Raw genomic sequence first — 20,337 nt, 5'->3', positions numbered from 1 at the left:
ATTACTTTTTATCGCTAACAGTATTGTTGAGCCATTCAGTGAACTCTTTACCCAATACCGGATGGCGGACACCATATTCAACGAAAGCCTGCATATAACCCAGTTTGTTACCACAGTCGTGGCTTACCCCTTTCAGGTGATAGGCTTCGACGGTTTCTTTATCCATCAGCATGGCAATGGAGTCGGTGAGCTGAACTTCGCCACCGGCACCTGGAGGCGTTTTCGCCAGCAGTGGCCAGATATCCGCAGACAGAACGTAACGACCGACAACCGCAAGGTTGGATGGCGCTTCAGACGCTTTAGGTTTCTCAACAACCCCGACCATAGGCGCGCTGTCACCAGGATTCAGTTCTGCACCCTGACAATCTACAACACCGTATGCCGTCACATCGCTGACGGGCTCAACCATGATCTGACTACGGCCAGACTCTTCGTAACGGCTCAGCATTTCTGCCAGGTTATCTTTGGTTGGGTTAGATTCGTATTCGTCGATGATCACGTCAGGCAGGATGACCGCAACAGGTTCATCGCCGACCAGAGGATGTGCACACATGACCGCATGGCCCAGACCTTTCGCGATGCCCTGACGGACCTGCATGATGGTCACGTGCGGAGGACAGATGGACTGAATTTCGTCCAGCAGCTGGCGCTTGACGCGTTTTTCCAGCATAGACTCCAGTTCAAAACTGGTATCAAAATGGTTCTCAATGGCGTTTTTAGAGGAGTGAGTAACCAGCACAATCTCATTAATACCCGCAGCAATACACTCGTTAACGACATACTGAATTAACGGCTTATCAACCAGCGGCAACATTTCTTTTGGAATCGCTTTGGTAGCAGGCAACATACGTGTACCCAAACCCGCTACTGGAATTACCGCTTTTTTTACTTTGGTCTTATAGGCAGACATCAAAATACCTCTCTTATAGGCCGTTCAAGTTTTAATGCTTGATATGTCGGTTTAAATTCGGAAATGAGTATATCAGTTAGTCGTGAACGGATTTATCCTGGAAGACCGCTATCCGTAGAATTTAAGACTATTACCCAAGTGTAAAGCTAACTTCTGGCCCTGTCTCCCATCAGATAATAAACTATCCATTCGGGTTTACTGGTCAGACGATAACATCAGTCGTATGCGGCCTCCGGCCCCCCAAATATGGCATTGCCAGTCATCAGCGCGCTGGCTTATTTGGTTAGTATGTGTACTGCCCATAGTGCCAAGTGGCACACCGTTACTGAGTTGTATTTGATGGGCCTGAACGTGCAGCGTTGCATTTAATCCGGCTGAAACCAGTACCAGATTTTTTAATCCGCGGTGATAGTAGCCCACCAGCAACGGGAACTGACCGGTCAGATTTGCCTGGCGCAGCAGCAAATTAACCTGTCTGAGCAGACTGCTCAGCTCAGGTAAGCGTTGTTTTTGGCCAGATAACTGTTCCTGAAGGAGTCCGTTAAATAAGGCGCGCAAAAGCAAGGCGGCCAGTACGCCGTTGTCGCCAGCGCGCGTAACGTCAAGACAATAAAAGGCGAGATCTTTGTCTGAAAGCGCCGCAATATCCAGCACCAGACCTGGCTGCTCGGCCATCGTCAGTTGCCGATAGTTGATCCGACAGTTAGCAATGCGTTGTTGTACGGGTGGCTGAAGTTCTTTAAGGAGTTTTGCCGCCGCAGAGGGATCGCGAACCAGAGCGTCCCAGTCCTGAAACAGCTGCTCGTCTTCCTCCACCTTTGAGGTAAACATGGAGGGATAGAGGCATTCGTAAACCGCTTCACGAAAACGTTCAAAGTTTTTTAGCGGCTTAAGCAGCACATCCTGTACGCCAAGACGCAAAACCTGAGCAATATCGGACATATTTTCTGTGGCGGAAATAATCAAAATCGGGACGCTGTTACCCCGGCTGCGCACGTGTTCAACGAATTCGATACCGCTCATGCGCGGCATCTCAAGATCACAAATCACCAGCTCCACAGCATGCTGCTTCAGTTGCTCAATAGCCTCGAGGCCATCTTCTGCCTCAACTGTGACAGCCCCCATCGATGACAGAAATTGGTTTAAAAGCGAACGGAAAACGGCCTCATCTTCGACAATGAGTATCTTTTTGCCGATCAGTGGTTTTTCCATTCCATCCCCCTGCGTACCCGATAATTCAATAGTGGTTCATAAAACGCAGTTGCGCCTTTCAGAATAGACCGAAGTAACATCTGTGCGTGAACAACCAGATTATCTTCTACGGACCAGCGGTAATAATTCATCCATTTGTTTCTCAACGGCAACCTTCCCAGCCGCAATAGCTTCTTCTGCACGATGAAAATCCAACGTGGATATTTGTGGACAAAACGGCTGGATAAGCACATCGGGCGGATCGCCTGCCATCCTGTTTCGCTTCAGGCGATTTTCCAGGACCTGAATGGATGTTGCCATGATCTCCATCGCGCCCGGCACTTGTGATGCCCGTCGCTGGGTAAAACTGACCAGCCTCTGGCGCAGCTTTCCGCGCCAGTCAAGATTCAGTGCGACAGCCGCGGCATGTTCTTCAGAACTCTGCGGCGTCAGCACCATTGAATCAGGCTGCATCAGGTGCGCATCGTGTTGAAGATCGACGGCAATAACCACATCAGCGCCCAGTGCGCGCGTTAGCGAAACCGGCACCGGATTCACCACGGCACCGTCTACCAGCCAATATCCATTGTAGCCGACCGGTGGTAATAAACCTGGCATACTGCAGGAAGCGCGAACCGCCTGATGCAATTCTCCCTCAGTGAGCCATAATTCACGCCCGGTGCTCAGGTTGGTCGCCACTACGCCAAAGGGCTTATGGCATGACTCAAGCGCATCATTCGTGATGAGCTGGCGGACATGGTTAAATACGCGTTCACCGCGCAGGAGTCCGCCGCGCTGCCAGGAGAGATCCATCAGGCGGATCACATCCCAGTAGCTAAAAGCGCTGACCCATTTTTTCATATGGGGCAACCGGTGATTGACATAAGCCGCACCGACCAGGGCACCGATTGAACACCCGGCGACTACGTCAATTTCAATGCCTGCGCTTTCCAACGCTTCGATGACGCCGATATGCGCCCATCCTTTGGCGGCACCGGAACCCAGAGCCAATCCAATCTTTTGCTTTCTCATCTTGCTCGGTTCCTGGCGTCAATACGTAGCGTCATAAGCATGGGTCAGATAAAGTAAACGATATCATCAACAACGACTGTGATTAACAGGAGAAAGTGTGTCCGAATCTTGCCCTTGCTGTAGCGGCAAGCAGTATAGCCTATGTTGTCAGCCCTTTGTTAAAGGAGCAGAAATTCCCTTATCAGCTGAACAACTTATGCGCTCTCGCTACTGCGCTTATGTCAAACATGACGTCAACTACCTGGTGTCTACCTGGCATCCTACCCGGCGCGATCCGGCACTTGCGGGACTGTTGTCTGAAAGTTTTGCTGGTACTGAATGGCTGAGCCTGAACATCACGCAGCGTGAACCGGGGCGCGATGATGATGAATCGTTTGTGACTTTTTTCGCCCGTTATCGTGAAAACGGCGCCGATCGGGCAATGTACGAACGTTCACGCTTTCTTCGCGAGGATCAACGCTGGTACTATGTAGACGGAGTGACGCCCGCTATTGGGCGTAACGATCGCTGTCCTTGTGGCGCCGATAAAAAATACAAAAAATGTTGCGGCTAAGGCAGTTGCCTGCGTAACGGTTTTACCCTTAATGCTTTGACAGGACTCTGATTGAGATGCAAGCGCAAACCATGCAAAGAAAAGTTTTACGAACCATTTGTCCCGATGCAAAAGGTCTGATCGCCAAAATCACCAATATTTGTTACAAGCACGAACTGAATATCGTGCAAAACAATGAGTTTGTTGACCATCGCACCGGGCGTTTTTTTATGCGCACAGAGCTGGAGGGGATTTTTAACGACACCACCCTGCTGGCCGATCTCGATAGTGCCCTTCCGCAAGGTTCCGTGCGTGAACTGCATAGCGCAGGCCGTCGCCGTGTTGTTATTCTCATTACCAAAGAAGCACACTGCCTTGGCGACCTGCTGATGAAGAGTGCGTTTGGCGGCCTCGATATGGAAATCGCCGCCGTTATAGGTAATCACGACACGTTGCGTTCGCTGGTAGAGCGTTTCGATATTCCGTTTGTTCTGGTCAGCCACGAAGGCTTGTCGCGCGAAGAGCATGACAACCGCATGGCGGACGAGATTGATCGTTATCAGCCCGATTATGTGGTGCTTGCCAAATACATGCGCGTGCTGACGCCGGGCTTTGTGCAGCGCTACCCAAATCAGATTATTAACATTCACCACTCTTTCCTGCCGGCCTTTATCGGCGCACGGCCTTACCATCAGGCTTACGAACGTGGTGTGAAAATCATTGGCGCAACGGCACACTACGTTAACGATAACCTTGATGAAGGTCCGATCATCATGCAGGACGTGATTAATGTCGATCACAGTTACACCGCCGAAGAGATGATGCGGGCCGGACGCGACGTCGAAAAAAACGTGCTGAGCCGCGCGCTGGATAAAGTATTGGGCCAGCGTGTTTTTGTTTATGGTAACCGCACGATTATTCTTTAAGCGTAAACGGCGCTGGATTGGCTGACATTCCAGCGCTACGGGCAAAAAGTGGGCAAACGATTCACCATTTGCCAGTCGTCGCTTTACAGTCATGGCGCATTTGGTATGATGCGCCCCGCTTCAGAGCACAACAATTCAGTCCCTGGTGGGATTCCCGAGCGGCCAAAGGGAGCAGACTGTAAATCTGCCGTCACAGACTTCGAAGGTTCGAATCCTTCTCCCACCACCATCTGAACCTGCTGCCTGAACACACATATCATCCCCGGTGGGATTCCCGAGCGGCCAAAGGGAGCAGACTGTAAATCTGCCGTCACAGACTTCGAAGGTTCGAATCCTTCTCCCACCACCATCTCGTATATTGCACGCCCTCCCAAATAAAGACATTTATTACCATCTTCTTCGGGGAGAGGGATGAGAACCTTCGACTAAGGTTCGAGTCGAGCATCGCGAGACAACGCGCGTCAGCGCGGCCCGCAGGGTGAGGCGCAACGCGCCGAATAATCCTTCTCCCACCACCATCTTAAATATTCTCCTGATCTGCCCAAGATAATCTCAATCACCATCTTCTTCGGGGAGAGGGATGAGAACCTTCGACTAAGGTTCGAGTCGAGCATCGCGAGACAACGCGCGTCAGCGCGGCCCGCAGGGTGAGGCGCAACGCGCCGAATAATCCTTCTCCCACCACCATCTTAAATATTCTCCTGATCTGCCCAAGATAATCTCAATCACCATCTTCTTCGGGGAGAGGGATGAGAACCTTCGACTAAGGTTCGGGTCGAGCATCGCGAGACAACGCGCATCAGCGCGGCCCGCAGGGTGAAATCATCCTCTTGAACCCGCTTCCCGCTTTCTGACTGAGCCTGTCCACCACTCGCTGAAATTGCCCTGCTCTGCCATGACTTTTCCTGTAAAAATCGCTACCATCCTGCCTATCATTCGCTGAAGGTCATCTCATGAAATTTATTTCATTCAACATTAACGGCTTGCGGGCTCGCCCTCACCAACTTGAAGCGCTGGTAGAAAAACATCAGCCGGACGTCATCGGACTGCAGGAGACCAAAGTTCATGACGATATGTTCCCCTTAGAAGACGTGGCTAAGCTGGGCTACAACGTGTTTTACCATGGTCAAAAAGGGCACTACGGTGTGGCGCTGCTGACAAAAGTCCAGCCGGTATCCGTGCGACGCGGCTTCCCGGGCGATGACGACGATGCTCAGCGTCGGTTGATCATGGCGGAGATCCCCAGCCCGATTGGCGATATTACGGTAATTAACGGCTATTTCCCCCAGGGCGAGAGCCGTGACCATCCGACAAAATTTCCGGCGAAAGAGAAGTTTTATCGCGATTTGCAAAGCTACCTGAGCGACAGCCTGGCGGCCGATAAGCCGGTGCTGATCATGGGTGATATGAATATCAGCAGCACCGATCTCGATATCGGTATTGGAGAAGACAGTCGCAAGCGCTGGTTGCGTACCGGTAAATGCTCTTTCCTGCCGGAAGAACGTGAATGGATGGATCGCCTGCTCAGCTGGGGCCTTGTTGATACCTGGCGGGCACAAAACCCTGAGATTAACGATCGGTTTTCGTGGTTCGACTACCGTTCAAAAGGCTTTGATGACAATCGCGGTCTGCGTATCGATTTGCTGCTGGCCAGCACCGGGCTGGCCTCACACTGTATTGAAACAGGCATCGATTACGAGATTCGCGGTATGGAAAAACCGTCCGATCATGCGCCGGTCTGGTCAACCTTCCACTTCTGACAGGATCCTGACGCGTGGTGAAATGCCACGCGTCCTTATTTCACTATTTTCCAAATCAGATTATTGGTTCCCAACGACTTCTCATCGCGCGCGCACTGTAGCAGGACACCTTCCGATTTCACCACAGCGCCTTCTGTGTAATTTCGGTTTTCAAAAATACAGCACTGCAGACAGTTTTGCTGACGGTTTTGCCCCTGCGTCCAGACTTCCGGTGGCATATCCACGATCACATCGGTATTGGTGCCACCTGCCGCGCCCTGCTGATGATAGTTAGCATGCGCGGGGCTACAGGCAGCCATTGCAACCAGAATTAGCCAGGCTGATTTACTCATTATTCAGTTTCCTTCGTTTTACGCCCTGCTTTACGCGGTGGACGTTTTTGGCCGGTGGACGGTAAACCACGAAACGCCTGTCCCGAGGGCTGCTGTCGCGCCTGCTGAATAAGCCCGCTCAGCGTCTGCACCAGGGGTTGCATAAATTCATCATAGCGACAGGCCTTTTCACTGATACGCGTCAGGGTTGATTCCCATTGCGCCGTCATGTCCGGCCTGGCGGCGAGATCCGGTAGCGAGTGGATCAGCGCTTTGCCTGCATCAGTAGAATGAATATAGCGCCCTTTCTTATGCAAAAACGAACGACGGAACAGTAATTCAATAATGCCTGCGCGCGTGGCTTCCGTTCCTAAACCATCGGTCGCACGCAGCACTTTCTTTAATTCTTTATCCTGCACAAAGCGCGCAATGCCGGTCATGGCCGAAAGCAAGGTCGCGTCGGTAAAGTGGCGTGGCGGTTGTGTCTGTTTCGCCAGCACCTCACCCCGCTCGCACAGCAGCTCATCGTCTTTCGCTACAACAGGCAGCGGCATGCCATCGTTTTCTTCATCGCGCTCTTTGCCACCCAACAGCGCACGCCAGCCCGCCTCCGCCAGAAAGCGCGCTTTAGCCACGAATTTACCGCCCGCGATATCCAGATCGATGGTGCATTTGCGGAACACGGCATCCGGACAAAACTGCATCAAATACTGACGCGCAACCAGTCCATAAATCTGCTGTTCGTTTTCATTAAGCTTCACTGCGCTGGCGCGCGCGGTAGGAATAATGGCGTGGTGCGCATCCACTTTTTTGTCATCCCAACAGCGATTTTTTCGATCTGCATCAAAGTCTGCTGGTGGAGTAAGATCGGGTTGATGGGACTGGATCGCATTGAGCACCGCATGACGGCCGGCAAAATGCTCATCGGGTAAGTAGCGGCTATCAGAACGTGGATAGGTGATCAGCTTGTGGGTTTCATATAACCGCTGGCAGATGTCCAGCACCGCCTGTGCACTCAAACCAAAGCGCTTTGCCGCCTCGATTTGCAGGCTGGAGAGTGAAAACGGCAACGGCGCAATGTCGTTTTCTCGCTTGTCACTGTAGGCGGTAACGATAGCGGGCTGACCGCTGATGCGCGCCACCACATGTTCCGCCAGTGAGCGTTTCAGCAGGCGACCTTCTTCATCCTGCCAGGGTTCACAGGCTTCACTGGGGATCCAGTTCGCGGTAAACCGGCTCTCATCCGGCGTGACGATGTGCGCTTTCACTTCAAAGTAATCCTTCGGGACGAAATTCGCGATCTCTTCATCCCGTCGCACCACCAGCCCCAACACCGGCGTTTGTACGCGTCCAACGGACAACACGCCATCATAGCCCGCATTCCGGCCCAGCAGCGTCCAGGCGCGGGTCATATTAATACCGTAAAGCCAATCGGCACGTGCTCGCGCCAGCGCGGACACGCAGAGGGGAATAAATTCGCGATTCTCGCGCAGCCGGTTGATAGCCCGCTCCACAGCCTGTGGGTTGAGATCGTTAATCAGACAGCGCTGCACTTTACTGCGTTTCTCAGCGGGAAGCTGAAGGTAATCCAGCACTTCATCCACAAGCAGCTGGCCTTCCCTGTCCGGGTCGCCGGCGTGCACCACTTCATCGGCCTGGGCCAGTAAGCCTTCCACCACTTTGAGTTGTTTTGCCACCGAAGGACGCGGCTGCAAACGCCATTTTTCAGGAATAATCGGCAGATCGACCAGCGACCAGCGCGCATAGCGGCTGTCGTACACATCAGGCTGCGCCTGCTCCAGTAAATGCCCCACGCACCAGGTGACAATCTGGTCATTGCCGCAGGCGATAAAGCCCTCACCACGCCGGTGCGGTTTAGGCAGTACATCGGCAATGGCCCGTCCAAGGCTGGGTTTCTCTGCAATAAACAAACGCATTAAATCGGGTAATCCTTAACGTCAGCAAACAACAATGATGACAACGCACTACCGGTCAACAAACAGTCGGCAACATGATGCCTGCGCCTCAGTCCAAAGAACGGTTACATCATGCGCACAGGCTGGAAGAGAGTATGCGCTGCCAGATGAAGCAGCGCTATGGTAGCCTGGCGGCGCGCGGCTGATAAGCGCGCCGGGTTCAATGCTGAACTGTTCGCACAATAACCGCGCAAACCCGCTCAGGGGCGATCAGAAATAGCGCACAAACGGCGCAGTGTCGGGATGTATCACGGTGGTGTTGGATTTCAGCTGGGGCGTGCCTAAATAGAGAAAGCCCACAATCGCGTCCTGCTCACGGCAGCCAAAGGCCTCGCGTACCTGGGGATCGTCAGTCCAGGCCCCACTTCGCCAGATACCATTAAATCCCTGTGCGACCGCGGCCATTTGCATAGCCATCACGGCACAGCTTGCAGATGCAATTTGCTCCCAGCGTGGCACCTTGTGATTCAGTTCACAATGGGCCACAACCGTAATGATCATTGGGGCACGATATGGGGCCTGGCTGGCTTTATTGATGGCCTTGTCATCCAGTTGATTGTCACGTGCCGCTTTTTCCAGAAGCTGGCTTAAGCGATCGCGTCCACTGTTTTCAACTATGATAAAGCGCCACGGTTGTAAGGTGCCGTGATCGGGCGCGCGCATGGCTGCGCGCAGAATGTTATCCAGCGCCTCGCCGCCGGGAGCCGGATCCGCCAGACGGGAAGCCGAACGGCGATTAACCAGTAATTCAAGTGCATCCATGTTTTTCTCCAGTGGGGTAAAAGCATGCGTAATCCTGGCACAGGTGGATTTTTTGTAACAGTCCAGGGTGATTTCCTGCTGACTTTTGTTTCGCCGCTCTTTAGGATGAGGTCGTCAACGGAGACCTGGACCGCTAAGCGGCGATTTCCGGTTATATCAATATGGAGAGTGTGATGCGCACATTGTGGCGAATAATTGCTGGCCTGTTCCGCGGGATCTGGCGAGTGCTGAACTTTATCAGGGAATTAATTCTTAATTTGTTCCTGATTTTTTTAATTGTCGTGTGTGTCGGGATCTGGCTTCAGGTCAGTGGTTCAGGCAGTCATTCTGCTCCCATACAGCAAGGTGCGTTAAAAGTTGACCTGACCGGTGTGCTGGTCGATAAGCCTTCCGTCAGTAATCGCCTGAGCAAAATTGGCCGTCAACTGTTAGGCACCAGCAGCGACCGACTGCAGGAAAACTCCCTGTTTGACGTGGTCGATGCGATCCGTCAGGCAAAGGATGACAGTAATATCAAAGGCATGGTGCTGGACCTGCGTGACTTTGCCGGTGGCGATCAGCCCTCGCTGCAGTATGTGGGCAAAGCGCTGCGCGAATTCAGGGAAAGTGGTAAGCCGATTTATGCGTTGGGCGACAGCTACAGCCAGGCTCAGTACTACCTTGCAAGCTATGCAACTAAAATCTACCTCTCGCCTCAGGGTACGGTTGACCTGCATGGTTTCGCCACCAACGGGTTGTACTACAAAACGCTGCTTGAAAAGCTGAAAGTCAATTCACACGTCTTCCGTGTTGGAACCTATAAGTCTGCCGTTGAGCCTTTCCTGCGCGACGATATGTCACCTGCAGCGCGCGATGCGGATACCCGTTGGGTTGGCCAACTCTGGCAAAATTACCTGAACACCGTATCGGCTAACCGTCAGATTACGCCTGAGCAGCTGTTCCCTGGTGCAACGGCCATTATCGCCGGCCTGCAGGCTGTTAAAGGTGATACGGGTCAATACGCGCTGGATAACAAACTGGTCGACGTTCTGGGTTCACGGGCCGATGCCGATCAGATGTTAATCAAGACCTTTGGTTTCGATAAGCAGAGTAGCGATTATCGCAGCGTCAGTATTTATGACTACAACGTGAAACCGGACGCCACTCAGCAGAAAGGCAATATTGCCGTGATCATGGCCAGCGGCGCCATCATGGATGGCGATGAAACGCCGGGCAACGTCGGTGGCGATACCACGGCGGCGCAGATTCGTGATGCACGCCTGGATCCGAAAATCAAAGCGATCATTCTTCGGGTCAACAGCCCGGGCGGTAGCGTGACGGCCTCGGAGGCCATCCGTGCCGAACTGGCTGCAGCGAAAGCGGCCGGGAAACCGATAGTGGTGTCAATGGGCGGCATGGCGGCATCCGGTGGATACTGGATTTCAACGCCAGCCAGCTACATCATCGCCAGCCCGAGTACCCTGACCGGCTCTATTGGCATCTTCGGCGTAATTAATACCCTGGAGAACAGTCTGGCCAGTATTGGTGTGCACACGGACGGCGTGGCGACATCGCCTCTGGCGGACGTCGCCAGCACTAAGGCGCTGCCCCCCGAGGTTCAACAGCTTATGCAGTTGACCATCGAAAACGGCTATCACAACTTTGTTGGTCTGGTTGCCGCCTCGCGTCACAAAACGCCGGAGCAAATTGACGCCATCGCCCAGGGACATGTGTGGACCGGCAGTGATGCGAAAGCTAATGGCCTGGTCGATGCGCTGGGGGATTTTGATGACGCAGTGAAAAAAGCCGCTGAACTGGCGAAGGTTTCCCAGCCGCAGCTTGACTGGTACCAGGAAGATCCCGGCTTTATTGATTTGATGCTAAATCAAATGAATGCCTCCGTGCAGGCTGTTCTGCCTGACCCGATCAAAGCCTGGCTGCCTGCGCCGATGTTCGACGTAATGAGTGCAATGCGACGTCAGCCTGGCCTGTTCGACCATCTTAACGATCCACAAAACCGCTATGCCTTCTGCCTGACCTGCGGCGAAGTGCGATAAACCTCTCAGCCCGACCGCTGGTCGGGCTGCTTTTCCCTGCCATTGCCCTTATACTGCGCGTTTTACGGCAAGTCTGAGTACACCTATGCAAAAGAAAAACATTTACGTTGCCTATACGGGCGGTACTATCGGTATGCAACGTTCCGCTCAAGGTTATATTCCGGTTTCAGGTCACCTGCAGCAAGAGCTGGCAAAAATGCCGGAATTCCATCGCCCGGAAATGCCTGACTTTACGATTCACGAATATCAGCCCCTGATCGACTCGTCCGATATGACGCCTCAGGACTGGCAGTCAATTGCCGAAGATATCCGGCGTAATTACGATCGCTACGACGGTTTTGTGATTCTGCATGGCACAGATACCATGGCTTTTACCGCCTCCGCCCTGTCGTTTATGTTGGAGAACCTGGCCAAGCCTGTCATCGTAACCGGCTCGCAAATCCCCCTGGCAGAACTGCGCTCGGACGGTCAGCAAAACCTGCTAAATTCACTCTATGTCGCCGCTAACTATCCGGTTAATGAAGTGACGCTGTTTTTCAATAACACGCTCTATCGCGGTAACCGCACCACAAAAGCGCATGCTGACGGGTTTAATGCCTTTGCCTCACCCAACCTTTCTGCGCTGCTGGAAGCCGGCATCCACATTCGTCGTCTGAACACGCCACCCGCGCCACAGGGGAAAGGTGAACTCATCGTTCATACCATTACGCCACAGCCTATTGGCGTGGTTACCATTTACCCCGGTATTTCCGCCGATGTGGTGCGCAACTTCCTGCGCCAGCCGGTTAAAGCCCTTATTCTGCGCTCTTATGGCGTGGGTAATGCGCCGCAGAACGCTGAGTTTCTCTCTGAACTGCAGCAGGCCAGCGAGCGCGGCATTGTGGTCGTTAACCTGACGCAGTGTATTTCCGGCAAAGTTAACATGGGCGGCTACGCGACGGGCAATGCGCTGGAGCATGCAGGCGTGATCAGCGGTTTTGATCTGACGGTAGAAGCGGCCCTGACCAAACTTCACTATCTGTTAAGTCAGGAACTTTCAAGCGAGCAAATCCGTGCCAAAATGCAGCAAAACCTGCGTGGCGAACTGACAGAAGACTAAAACGGAGCAAACGGGAATGAAACGGGCACTGATCATTATCGATATTCAGAACGACTTCTGCCCCGGCGGCCCAATGGCCGTGAGAGAAGGCGATCACACCGTCGCGGTAGCAAATCGCTATGCCCGTGCCTTTCATGAGAAAGGCGAATGCGTAGTGGCCTTGCAGGACTGGCACCCGGCCAATCATGGCAGCTTTGCTTCTGTCTCGGGCGAGCCGGTTTATACCCTGGGTGAGCTCAACGGTTTGCCTCAAATCTGGTGGCCCGATCATGGTGTTCAGCATTCGGCGGGCGCTGATTTTCATCCTGGTCTCGATCGCAGCCTGTTTGATGCTGTTTTTCACAAGGGCCAGGATCAGGATGTCGACAGCTACAGCGCTTTTTTTGATAACGGCCATCGCCGTAAAACGGAGCTGGACAGCTGGTTACGTGAACGCGGCATCAGCCATCTGGTTATGCTGGGGCTGGCAACCGATTACTGTGTGAAATACAGCGTTCTGGATGCACTGGAACTGGGCTATCAGGTGGACGTGGTCGCCGAAGGCTGCCGCGGGGTGAATTTGAATCCTGAAGACAGCGACATCGCACTGGCCCAGATGGCCGCCCAGGGTGCGGTCATTGTCTGACGTGCTCCGGGCTGGCAGCGTGCCAGCCCGTCATCCACGCTAAACGCTTCTGTCAGCACCCTGACAGAAGCACCTTATCAGACTTAATGCAGGTTGATACGCGTGACGTCTGGTTCGATACCAAACTCTTCTTTCAGCTGCCTTTTCGATTTGGTGACCATCTCACCGTCTTTTCCGATGGTCATATGCTGAGGTGCATCGTTATGACGTGCCTGCCACATCATCACCAGTTGCAGGCTGTTATCACGCTGCTGCTGGGTAAGCGCTACACCGTCCGGCCATTTTCCGGTTTCAACGGCCACAACAAGACGCTCATAAATTTCAGGCGTCAGGGCTTCAAGCATGGCTTCAAGTTGCTGTTTCATGATTATCCTTGGGTCTCCTCACCTTGCTGATCTGTAAAGTTCAGCGAGGCAGAATTGACGCAGTAACGCTCGCCTGTCGGCTGGGGGCCATCCGGGAAAACATGCCCCAGGTGCGCATCACAGCTGCCACAGCGGATTTCGATGCGCTGCATACCATGGGAATTATCTTCCAGATAGCGAATGGCCTCATCGCTTACCGGCTGATAAAAACTCGGCCAGCCACAACCTGAATCGTACTTGGTATCAGACAAAAACAACGGCGCATTGCAGACCAGGCAGTGATAAATCCCTTCCTGCTTGTTATGCAGCAGGGCACCGCTGTAAGGCGGCTCCGTTCCTCGCTGTTGAGTCACATAGCGTTGCATCTCAGTCAGTTGGGCAATTTTTGCTTCGGGTGCGGTTTCTTTAGGCATTTGAGCAATTCCGGGATGTCATTCTGTAAAAATCGACTAGTATTCTAACAAACGATCAACATTAATCGGGTCTTATTTTGTGCTCAACCCTTCAGTCAGTATCTCACTAGGTGGATTTGTGAACTCGATCACCTTTTCTCTGGCATATCCCTATATATTCGGCGAAGGATTCAACAGAGCACGCCGTTTACCGCTGAGCGCAAGCGGTTGCGGCCCCAATAATTCCTGTCTGGTGGATTGACCTGTCGCAACAATTGACACGATTCCGCTTGACGCCTGGTAAGGTTTTTGTAATTTTACAGCCAACCTTTTATTCACTAACAACTAGCTGGTGGAATATATGACTATCAAAGTAGGTATCAACGGTTTTGGCCGTATCGGTCGCATCGTTTTCCGTGCTGCTCAACAGCGCTCTGACATCGAAATCGTTGCTATCAACGACCTGCTGGACGCTGATTACATGGCGTACATGCTGAAGTACGACTCTACTCACGGCCGCTTCGACGGCACCGTTGAAGTACAGGACGGCGCTCTGGTTGTTAACGGTAAGAAAATCCGCGTTACTGCTGAGAGAGATCCGGCTAACCTGAAGTGGGATGAAGTCGGCGTTGACGTTGTTGCTGAAGCAACCGGTATCTTCCTGACCGACGAAACGGCACGTAAGCACATCACTGCGGGTGCTAAGAAAGTCGTTCTGACCGGTCCGTCTAAAGATGACACCCCAATGTTTGTTCGTGGTGCAAACTTCGACAAATACCAGGGCCAGGACATCGTGTCTAACGCCTCTTGTACCACTAACTGCCTGGCACCACTGGCTAAAGTGATCAATGACAAGTTCGGTATCGTGGAAGGTCTGATGACCACCGTTCACGCAACGACTGCAACGCAGAAAACCGTTGATGGCCCGTCTCACAAAGACTGGCGTGGCGGTCGTGGCGCGTCTCAGAACATCATCCCTTCATCTACCGGTGCGGCCAAAGCCGTAGGTAAAGTGCTGCCAGAACTGAATGGCAAGCTGACAGGTATGGCGTTCCGCGTTCCGACGCCAAACGTTTCTGTTGTTGACCTGACCGTTCGTCTGGAAAAAGCCGCATCTTACAAAGAAATCTGTGCAGCGATCAAAGCAGCAGCAGAAGGCGAAATGAAAGACGTGCTGGGCTACGTTGAAGACGACGTGGTTTCTACCGACTTCAACGGCGAAGTGCTGACTTCAGTATTTGATGCGAAAGCGGGTATCGCGCTGAATGACAACTTCGTTAAACTGGTTTCCTGGTACGATAACGAAACCGGTTATTCAAACAAAGTTCTCGACCTGATTGCGCTGGTTTCTGCTAAATAAGGCAGCCAGACACTAGAGAATAAGGGTGACTTCGGTCACCCTTTTTTTGATCCCTTTCGTAAGGAGTCGGGCATGCAAGACAAACTTTTTTCTCTTCCCGTCATTAAACAGATTACGCCTTACCTGTCACAGCGTCAGGTGGGCGAACTTCCGACTATCGTCGTCAGTCATCCCCGCGTGCGCGCAGCTATCACGTTACAGGGCGCGCATCTCATCGCCTGGCAGCCCAGCGGGGAGAAACCTGTCCTGTGGCTAAGTGACAAAAGCCCCTTCTCACCAGGCAAAGCGATTCGAGGCGGCATTCCAATTTGCTGGCCCTGGTTTGGCCCCGCAGGTGAACCCGCACACGGTTTTGCCCGTAACCAGTCGTGGACGCTGTCCGCCCATGACGAAAACGAAGATGGCGTTATCTTGACGCTGGTGCTGGAAAGTAATCCGCAAACCTTAAAGCTGTGGCCACATGAATTCACGTTAATCGCCCGTTTCCGCCTGGGGCAGCACTGTGAGATCGAACTGGAAGCCTATGGCGACTACATGTCCACCGCCGCCCTGCACAGCTACTTTAACGTGGCGGATATCAACGGCGTAGAGGTGTCGGGTCTGGGTGAGCACTATATCGACAAGGTTAACGACAATCAGCCAGGCACGGGCGACGGCAAACAGCGCTTTACCACCCGGGTTGACCGTATTTTCACCTCGGCCAATGACTGTTCGGTGATTAACGATCAGGCTGGAAAGCGCCAGATTGAAGTCTATCACCACCATCATAGTGACGTTGTCACGTGGAACCCCGGCGTCGAACTCTCCTGCAGTATGACGGACATGCCCAACGAAGGGTATAAAACCATGGTGTGCGTGGAAACGGCGCGAATCAGCAAACCGTTACGCAGCGCGGGCGAAAAACCGGCCCGGCTGGCCACCACGATCCGTCTGAAAGGGAAAGTGAATTAACGCTTAATTCACACCACGTCCAGGGGCATTTTATGCCGCGGTGGCGGGAAAGCCTTGTCGATCAGGAAACACGCCTCATCACTCAGGGTGATATCCAGTGCCGCGGCATTTTCCCGGACGTGCTGAAGGGAACTGGCTTTAGGAATAGCCATCACGCCGGGAGCGCGGATTACCCACGCCAGAAGCAGCTGTGCAACCGTCACGCCTTTCTGCTGAGCCAAAGCGACCAGCGTGGGCTCAGAAAACAAATGGCTGCGCAGCCGCCCTGCCTGTGCCAACGGACAGTATGCCATGATCGGCACAGCACGCTGCTGACACTGCGGTAACAGGTCGTACTCAATACCGCGAGAGGCGAGATGGTAAAGGACCTGATTCGTCGCACATGCTTCGCCCCCGGGTTCGGCCCAGAGCTCGTCCATATCATCGCTGTCAAAATTTGAAACGCCCCAGTGAACAATCTTCCCCTGCTGTTGAAGCCTTTGCATGGCGCGAATCGTCTCTTCCAACGGGACGCTGCCGCGCCAGTGCAGCAGATAGAGATCAATACGGTCGGTTTGCAAACGGCGCAGGCTGGCTTCGCAGGCCGCTATCGCATCATCTTCACCGGCATTCCATGGGTAGACTTTCGATACCAGCAGCGCGCTATCGCGGCGCCCTTTTAATGCCTCGCCGACCACCTCTTCCGCTCTGCCATCGGCATACATTTCTGCCGTATCGATAATTTTCAGGCCTGCATCCAGACCCGCCTGAAGCGCCGTGACTTCCTGCTGACGGCGAGCGCTGTCCTCGCCCATGTACCAGGTTCCGAGGCCAATAGTCGGGATGCCCTGGTGACCCGCAACATCGAGACGTTGTGCCATTTGACTCTCCTGCACTGTTGTAGGGCAGACAAACAATCAGAGGGCAACGCCTGCCCTCTTAGGGTGCAAATCAGAAGCTGTAACTGACACCGGTCCAGATTGTGAACTGCCCACTTTTATCGACCATAGGGCTGTCTTTGATTTCACTGGCAAAACGCGTATAGCGACCGGACAGGTTGGCATTCCACTGCGGCGTAATACTGTAGCTGGCATTCAGCTCAGCATAGGGCGACCAGCTGTCATCAGGATGGTAGCGGCTGATGCCGGTGCGATCGCTCTCATTGCCGGAAACACCATAGTAGTAGCGGTTTTGGTTCGCGCTGTTCCACATCGCCCCGATGCCCGGTGTCAGGGTAAAGTCACCGAAGTTGAAGCGGTAGAGATAGGTCAGGTCCCAGATGATCCCGTTGCTGTTGTTGAGCAGGTCGCCCAGCAGTGAGGTACGGATAATCCCCCAGTCTGCAGTATGTCGGTAGGTTGCCCCGCCCATCAGCGTCATACGGCGCTTATCCAGCCCTTTCATATCCCCCAGATCGTTATCACCGGGGTCATACTCCTGGGGCGAGCCGAGCAGGGTCAGAGACAGCTGATCCTGCGGGTCTTTCCACAGGTAATAGCCGCCCTGCAGCGTGTTAAACCAGAAGTTTTCTCCTTCATAATTGATGATGGGCACCGGCAAATAGCGGTCCTGCCCACCCCGGTAAGGCGACTGGGCATAAATCACTGATGCGCCAAGCGATAAAGGTGCGGCCTGTACTGAATGCCCCAGAAAATAACAAGGGATAAGCGCGATAAGCGTGTTAAGTTTGAATTGGTTCACAATTTATTCATTCCATAAATATAACAATCACTCATACAGTCTAACGCTTTTTACAGACTGAATTAACCTTATATGAAAATCATCTACCGCATTTATGGCGGAATGTGGCATAACCGGGTTGGAGGCATCACAAATTCGCCATTACCCTGTCAAAAAGGTTTCGCAACAAAATGATTTTGTTATTGATATGTGGCTCACTAATCAAAAATCTATGATGAAATTTTCTGAATGCCTTCTACAGTTAAACTTAATACCCGAGGTTTTGTTGCAAGAGTGTCGTCATAAATGTTGTGCATCCCGATAACAATGATCAGGTTGGCATAAGGGTTGCTGTACTAACAGATAATATCTTCCGGGAGCTGTACGAGCACTGATTATTGCTCCTTTACCTGTGCTAAAAACGAAAGGACGGGCATCGCTATGAATATATTCGATCATTATCGTCAGCGTTATGAAGCTGCCAAGGACGAAGAGTTCACACTGCAGGAATTTCTGACAATCTGTAGACAGGATCGCAGTGCATACGCCAACGCCGCAGAGCGACTGTTAATGGCAATCGGTGAACCCGTGATGGTGGACACCGCTCAGGAGCCACGTCTTTCCAGAATCTTTTCTAACCGGGTAATGGGCCGTTACCCGGCGTTCGAAGAGTTTTATGGTATGGAAGAAGCGATTGAACAGATCGTCTCTTATTTGAAACACGCGGCACAAGGCCTTGAAGAGAAGAAACAAATTCTCTATCTGCTGGGTCCGGTCGGGGGCGGTAAATCCTCGCTGGCGGAACGTCTCAAATCCCTGATGCAACGCGTTCCTATCTATGTGTTGAGCGCCGATGGCGAACGGAGCCCGGTTAACGATCATCCACTGTGCCTGTTCAATCCTCAGGAAGACGCCAATATTCTGGAGAAAGAGTACGGCGTGCCGCGCCGCTACCTTGGCACCATTATGTCGCCATGGGCGGCTAAACGCCTCCATGATTTCGGCGGGGATATCACCCGCTTTAAAGTGGTGAAAGTGTGGCCGTCGATTCTGGAGCAGTTAGCCATTGCTAAAACAGAGCCGGGCGACGAAAACAACCAGGATATCTCCGCGCTGGTCGGTAAGGTGGACATTCGTAAACTGGAAAACCATGCGCAGAACGATCCCGATGCTTACGGCTACTCGGGCGCGCTGTGCCGGGCTAACCAGGGCATCATGGAATTTGTGGAGATGTTTAAAGCACCGATTAAAGTGCTACATCCCCTGTTGACCGCCACCCAGGAAGGTAACTACAACGGTACAGAAGGCATTTCCGCCCTGCCGTTTAACGGTATCATTCTGGCCCACTCGAACGAATCGGAGTGGGTGACGTTCCGCAACAACAAAAACAACGAGGCGTTCCTTGACCGTGTGTATATTGTTAAGGTGCCTTACTGCCTGCGCGTGTCCGAAGAGATTAAGATTTATGAGAAGCTGCTGAACCACAGTGAGCTGTCTACCGCGCCTTGCGCACCAGGCACCCTGGAAACGCTGGCGAGATTCTCCATCCTTTCGCGACTTAAGGACCCGGATAACTCCAGTATCTACTCAAAAATGCGTGTGTATGACGGTGAAAGCCTGAAAGATACCGATCCTAAGGCGAAGTCCTGGCAGGAGTATCATGATTACGCTGGCGTCGACGAAGGGATGAACGGGCTGTCAACGCGTTTCGCCTTTAAGATTCTGTCCCGCGTCTTCAACTTCGATCACACTGAAGTGGCAGCCAACCCTGTTCACCTGTTTTATGTGCTGGAGCAGCAAATTGAACGCGAGCAGTTCCCACAGGAGCAGGCGGAAAAATACCTTGAGCACCTTAAAGGTTATTTAATTCCGAAATACGCTGAGTTTATTGGCAAAGAGATTCAGACGGCTTATCTGGAATCCTATTCCGAATACGGTCAGAATATTTTCGATCGCTATGTTACCTATGCCGACTTCTGGATCCAGGATCAGGAATATCGCGACCCTGACACCGGACAGCTTTTTGACCGTGAGTCGCTCAATGCGGAACTGGAGAAAATCGAGAAGCCTGCCGGGATTAGTAATCCTAAAGACTTCCGCAACGAAATTGTCAATTTTGTGCTGCGTGCGCGTGCGCACAATAACGGCCGCAATCCAAACTGGACCAGTTATGAGAAACTGCGTACGGTGATTGAGAAAAAAATGTTCTCGAATACCGAGGAGCTGTTGCCGGTTATTTCGTTTAACACGAAAACCTCTACGGATGAGCAGAAGAAACACGATGATTTTGTCGATCGCATGATGGAAAAAGGCTATACCCGCAAACAGGTTCGCCTGCTGTGTGAATGGTATCTGCGCGTGCGTAAATCGTCCTGATCAGAGTCTGTAAGCAAACCGGTGCGGGATAGCACCGGTCTCTTAAGGTCGGGACAACCCGGCCTGCTTGCAAT

The 20,337-nt window shown here is 52.7% G+C and carries 19 protein-coding genes, 2 tRNA genes and 3 other RNA genes; 14 read left to right on the top strand and 10 right to left on the bottom strand.

From position 1 onward, the window contains the following. Position 1: 1 nt before the first annotated feature. The 3 genes from galU to rssA form a co-directional block, all read right to left on the bottom strand. A complete protein-coding gene (galU, locus tag P9J57_RS09660; RefSeq protein WP_014593827.1) occupies positions 2 to 910 on the bottom strand; it encodes a UTP--glucose-1-phosphate uridylyltransferase GalU in 909 nt (302 codons plus the stop codon). 195 nt (positions 911 to 1,105) lie between these two features. Further along, positions 1,106 to 2,122 carry a two-component system response regulator RssB gene (gene rssB, locus P9J57_RS09655; protein ID WP_014605716.1) on the bottom strand — a complete coding sequence of 339 codons (1,017 nt, stop codon included), beginning with the start codon at positions 2,120 to 2,122 and terminating at the stop codon, positions 1,106 to 1,108. A 99-nt stretch (positions 2,123 to 2,221) separates the two neighbouring features. Beyond that, entirely contained in the window at positions 2,222 to 3,133 is a 912-nt protein-coding gene (gene rssA, locus P9J57_RS09650) for a patatin-like phospholipase RssA (RefSeq protein ID WP_014593828.1), read from the bottom strand. Between the two features lie 97 nt (positions 3,134 to 3,230). On the opposite strand from rssA, the gene P9J57_RS09645 reads away from it, so the two are divergent. From P9J57_RS09645 to xthA, 8 genes are all read left to right on the top strand, one after another. Then, positions 3,231 to 3,686: a YchJ family protein gene (locus P9J57_RS09645; protein ID WP_014593829.1), complete on the top strand. Its 456-nt coding sequence runs from the start codon at positions 3,231 to 3,233 to the stop codon at positions 3,684 to 3,686. Positions 3,687 to 3,742: 56 nt separating this feature from the next. Further along, entirely contained in the window at positions 3,743 to 4,591 is an 849-nt protein-coding gene (gene purU / locus P9J57_RS09640; RefSeq protein ID WP_013025975.1) for a formyltetrahydrofolate deformylase, read from the top strand. A 144-nt stretch (positions 4,592 to 4,735) separates the two neighbouring features. Then, a tRNA-Tyr gene (locus P9J57_RS09635) sits at positions 4,736 to 4,820 on the top strand. A gap of 35 nt (positions 4,821 to 4,855) precedes the next feature. Further along, positions 4,856 to 4,940: transfer RNA gene (locus P9J57_RS09630), tRNA-Tyr, on the top strand. Positions 4,941 to 4,981: 41 nt separating this feature from the next. Further along, a non-coding RNA gene (locus tag P9J57_RS09625) (RtT sRNA) lies at positions 4,982 to 5,109 on the top strand. A 41-nt stretch (positions 5,110 to 5,150) separates the two neighbouring features. Then, a non-coding RNA gene (locus P9J57_RS09620) (RtT sRNA) lies at positions 5,151 to 5,278 on the top strand. 41 nt (positions 5,279 to 5,319) lie between these two features. After that, a non-coding RNA gene (locus tag P9J57_RS09615) (RtT sRNA) lies at positions 5,320 to 5,432 on the top strand. 112 nt (positions 5,433 to 5,544) lie between these two features. Next, entirely contained in the window at positions 5,545 to 6,351 is an 807-nt protein-coding gene (gene xthA / locus P9J57_RS09610; RefSeq protein WP_013025977.1) for an exodeoxyribonuclease III, read from the top strand. 35 nt (positions 6,352 to 6,386) lie between these two features. Here xthA and P9J57_RS09605 read toward each other — a convergent pair whose 3' ends face one another. The 3 genes from P9J57_RS09605 to P9J57_RS09595 form a co-directional block, all read right to left on the bottom strand. Continuing rightward, positions 6,387 to 6,683 carry a YnjH family protein gene (locus P9J57_RS09605; protein ID WP_013025978.1) on the bottom strand — a complete coding sequence of 99 codons (297 nt, stop codon included), beginning with the start codon at positions 6,681 to 6,683 and terminating at the stop codon, positions 6,387 to 6,389. After that, positions 6,683 to 8,599, bottom strand: a complete 1,917-nt coding sequence (locus P9J57_RS09600; protein ID WP_014593831.1) for a DNA topoisomerase III — start codon at positions 8,597 to 8,599, stop codon at positions 6,683 to 6,685. The genes P9J57_RS09605 and P9J57_RS09600 overlap by 1 nt, the downstream gene beginning before the upstream one ends. Positions 8,600 to 8,848: 249 nt before the next feature. Further along, entirely contained in the window at positions 8,849 to 9,400 is a 552-nt protein-coding gene (locus P9J57_RS09595) for an NAD(P)H nitroreductase (protein ID WP_013025980.1), read from the bottom strand. A gap of 173 nt (positions 9,401 to 9,573) precedes the next feature. Here P9J57_RS09595 and sppA point away from each other — a divergent pair, with 173 nt between their 5' ends. The 3 genes from sppA (at position 9,574) to pncA (ending at position 13,160) form a co-directional block, all read left to right on the top strand. Continuing rightward, a complete protein-coding gene (gene sppA, locus P9J57_RS09590; protein WP_014605713.1) occupies positions 9,574 to 11,436 on the top strand; it encodes a signal peptide peptidase SppA in 1,863 nt (620 codons plus the stop codon). An 85-nt stretch (positions 11,437 to 11,521) separates the two neighbouring features. After that, positions 11,522 to 12,535, top strand: a complete 1,014-nt coding sequence (gene ansA, locus P9J57_RS09585; RefSeq protein ID WP_483279485.1) for an asparaginase — start codon at positions 11,522 to 11,524, stop codon at positions 12,533 to 12,535. Positions 12,536 to 12,551: 16 nt separating this feature from the next. Beyond that, positions 12,552 to 13,160: a bifunctional nicotinamidase/pyrazinamidase gene (pncA, locus tag P9J57_RS09580; protein WP_013025983.1), complete on the top strand. Its 609-nt coding sequence runs from the start codon at positions 12,552 to 12,554 to the stop codon at positions 13,158 to 13,160. A gap of 83 nt (positions 13,161 to 13,243) precedes the next feature. Here the strand turns inward: pncA and P9J57_RS09575 are convergent, their stop codons facing one another. Both P9J57_RS09575 and msrB read right to left on the bottom strand, forming a co-directional pair. Next, positions 13,244 to 13,525 carry a YeaC family protein gene (locus P9J57_RS09575; protein ID WP_013025984.1) on the bottom strand — a complete coding sequence of 94 codons (282 nt, stop codon included), beginning with the start codon at positions 13,523 to 13,525 and terminating at the stop codon, positions 13,244 to 13,246. A gap of 2 nt (positions 13,526 to 13,527) precedes the next feature. Continuing rightward, positions 13,528 to 13,938 (bottom strand): peptide-methionine (R)-S-oxide reductase MsrB, encoded by a 411-nt coding sequence (msrB, locus tag P9J57_RS09570; protein ID WP_013025986.1) that lies wholly within the window; start codon positions 13,936 to 13,938, stop codon positions 13,528 to 13,530. 340 nt (positions 13,939 to 14,278) lie between these two features. Here msrB and gapA point away from each other — a divergent pair, with 340 nt between their 5' ends. Both gapA and P9J57_RS09560 read left to right on the top strand, forming a co-directional pair. Further along, a complete protein-coding gene (gapA, locus tag P9J57_RS09565; protein WP_014593833.1) occupies positions 14,279 to 15,277 on the top strand; it encodes a glyceraldehyde-3-phosphate dehydrogenase in 999 nt (332 codons plus the stop codon). Positions 15,278 to 15,349: 72 nt separating this feature from the next. Continuing rightward, positions 15,350 to 16,228, top strand: a complete 879-nt coding sequence (locus P9J57_RS09560; protein WP_013025988.1) for a D-hexose-6-phosphate mutarotase — start codon at positions 15,350 to 15,352, stop codon at positions 16,226 to 16,228. A gap of 8 nt (positions 16,229 to 16,236) precedes the next feature. On the opposite strand, the gene P9J57_RS09555 is transcribed toward P9J57_RS09560, so the two are convergent. Continuing rightward, positions 16,237 to 17,088, bottom strand: coding sequence for an aldo/keto reductase (locus P9J57_RS09555; protein ID WP_483279484.1), 852 nt, complete (start codon positions 17,086 to 17,088; stop codon positions 16,237 to 16,239). 70 nt (positions 17,089 to 17,158) lie between these two features. After that, positions 17,159 to 17,908, bottom strand: coding sequence for a MipA/OmpV family protein (locus tag P9J57_RS09550; protein ID WP_013025990.1), 750 nt, complete (start codon positions 17,906 to 17,908; stop codon positions 17,159 to 17,161). 420 nt (positions 17,909 to 18,328) lie between these two features. On the opposite strand from P9J57_RS09550, the gene yeaG reads away from it, so the two are divergent. After that, positions 18,329 to 20,263, top strand: a complete 1,935-nt coding sequence (gene yeaG, locus P9J57_RS09545) for a protein kinase YeaG (protein ID WP_013025991.1) — start codon at positions 18,329 to 18,331, stop codon at positions 20,261 to 20,263. Positions 20,264 to 20,337: the final 74 nt, after the last annotated feature.

Source organism: Pantoea sp. nfd-35 (assembly GCF_056892255.1).
Note: the sequence above shows the minus strand (reverse complement) of the source record. Positions and strands in the feature narration are given on the sequence as shown.

Bases quoted from the DNA above. Each gene is read 5' to 3' on its own strand.
- galU (WP_014593827.1), bottom strand. From the start codon at position 910: ATGTCTGCCTATAAGACCAAAGTAAAAAAAGCGGTAATTCCAGTAGCG.
- rssB (WP_014605716.1), bottom strand. From the start codon at position 2,122: ATGGAAAAACCACTGATCGGCAAAAAGATACTCATTGTCGAAGATGAG.
- rssA (WP_014593828.1), bottom strand. From the start codon at position 3,133: ATGAGAAAGCAAAAGATTGGATTGGCTCTGGGTTCCGGTGCCGCCAAA.
- purU (WP_013025975.1), top strand. From the start codon at position 3,743: ATGCAAGCGCAAACCATGCAAAGAAAAGTTTTACGAACCATTTGTCCC.
- xthA (WP_013025977.1), top strand. From the start codon at position 5,545: ATGAAATTTATTTCATTCAACATTAACGGCTTGCGGGCTCGCCCTCAC.
- P9J57_RS09605 (WP_013025978.1), bottom strand. From the start codon at position 6,683: ATGAGTAAATCAGCCTGGCTAATTCTGGTTGCAATGGCTGCCTGTAGC.
- P9J57_RS09600 (WP_014593831.1), bottom strand. From the start codon at position 8,599: ATGCGTTTGTTTATTGCAGAGAAACCCAGCCTTGGACGGGCCATTGCC.
- P9J57_RS09595 (WP_013025980.1), bottom strand. From the start codon at position 9,400: ATGGATGCACTTGAATTACTGGTTAATCGCCGTTCGGCTTCCCGTCTG.
- sppA (WP_014605713.1), top strand. From the start codon at position 9,574: ATGCGCACATTGTGGCGAATAATTGCTGGCCTGTTCCGCGGGATCTGG.
- ansA (WP_483279485.1), top strand. From the start codon at position 11,522: ATGCAAAAGAAAAACATTTACGTTGCCTATACGGGCGGTACTATCGGT.
- pncA (WP_013025983.1), top strand. From the start codon at position 12,552: ATGAAACGGGCACTGATCATTATCGATATTCAGAACGACTTCTGCCCC.
- P9J57_RS09575 (WP_013025984.1), bottom strand. From the start codon at position 13,525: ATGAAACAGCAACTTGAAGCCATGCTTGAAGCCCTGACGCCTGAAATT.
- msrB (WP_013025986.1), bottom strand. From the start codon at position 13,938: ATGCCTAAAGAAACCGCACCCGAAGCAAAAATTGCCCAACTGACTGAG.
- gapA (WP_014593833.1), top strand. From the start codon at position 14,279: ATGACTATCAAAGTAGGTATCAACGGTTTTGGCCGTATCGGTCGCATC.
- P9J57_RS09560 (WP_013025988.1), top strand. From the start codon at position 15,350: ATGCAAGACAAACTTTTTTCTCTTCCCGTCATTAAACAGATTACGCCT.
- P9J57_RS09555 (WP_483279484.1), bottom strand. From the start codon at position 17,088: ATGGCACAACGTCTCGATGTTGCGGGTCACCAGGGCATCCCGACTATT.
- yeaG (WP_013025991.1), top strand. From the start codon at position 18,329: ATGAATATATTCGATCATTATCGTCAGCGTTATGAAGCTGCCAAGGAC.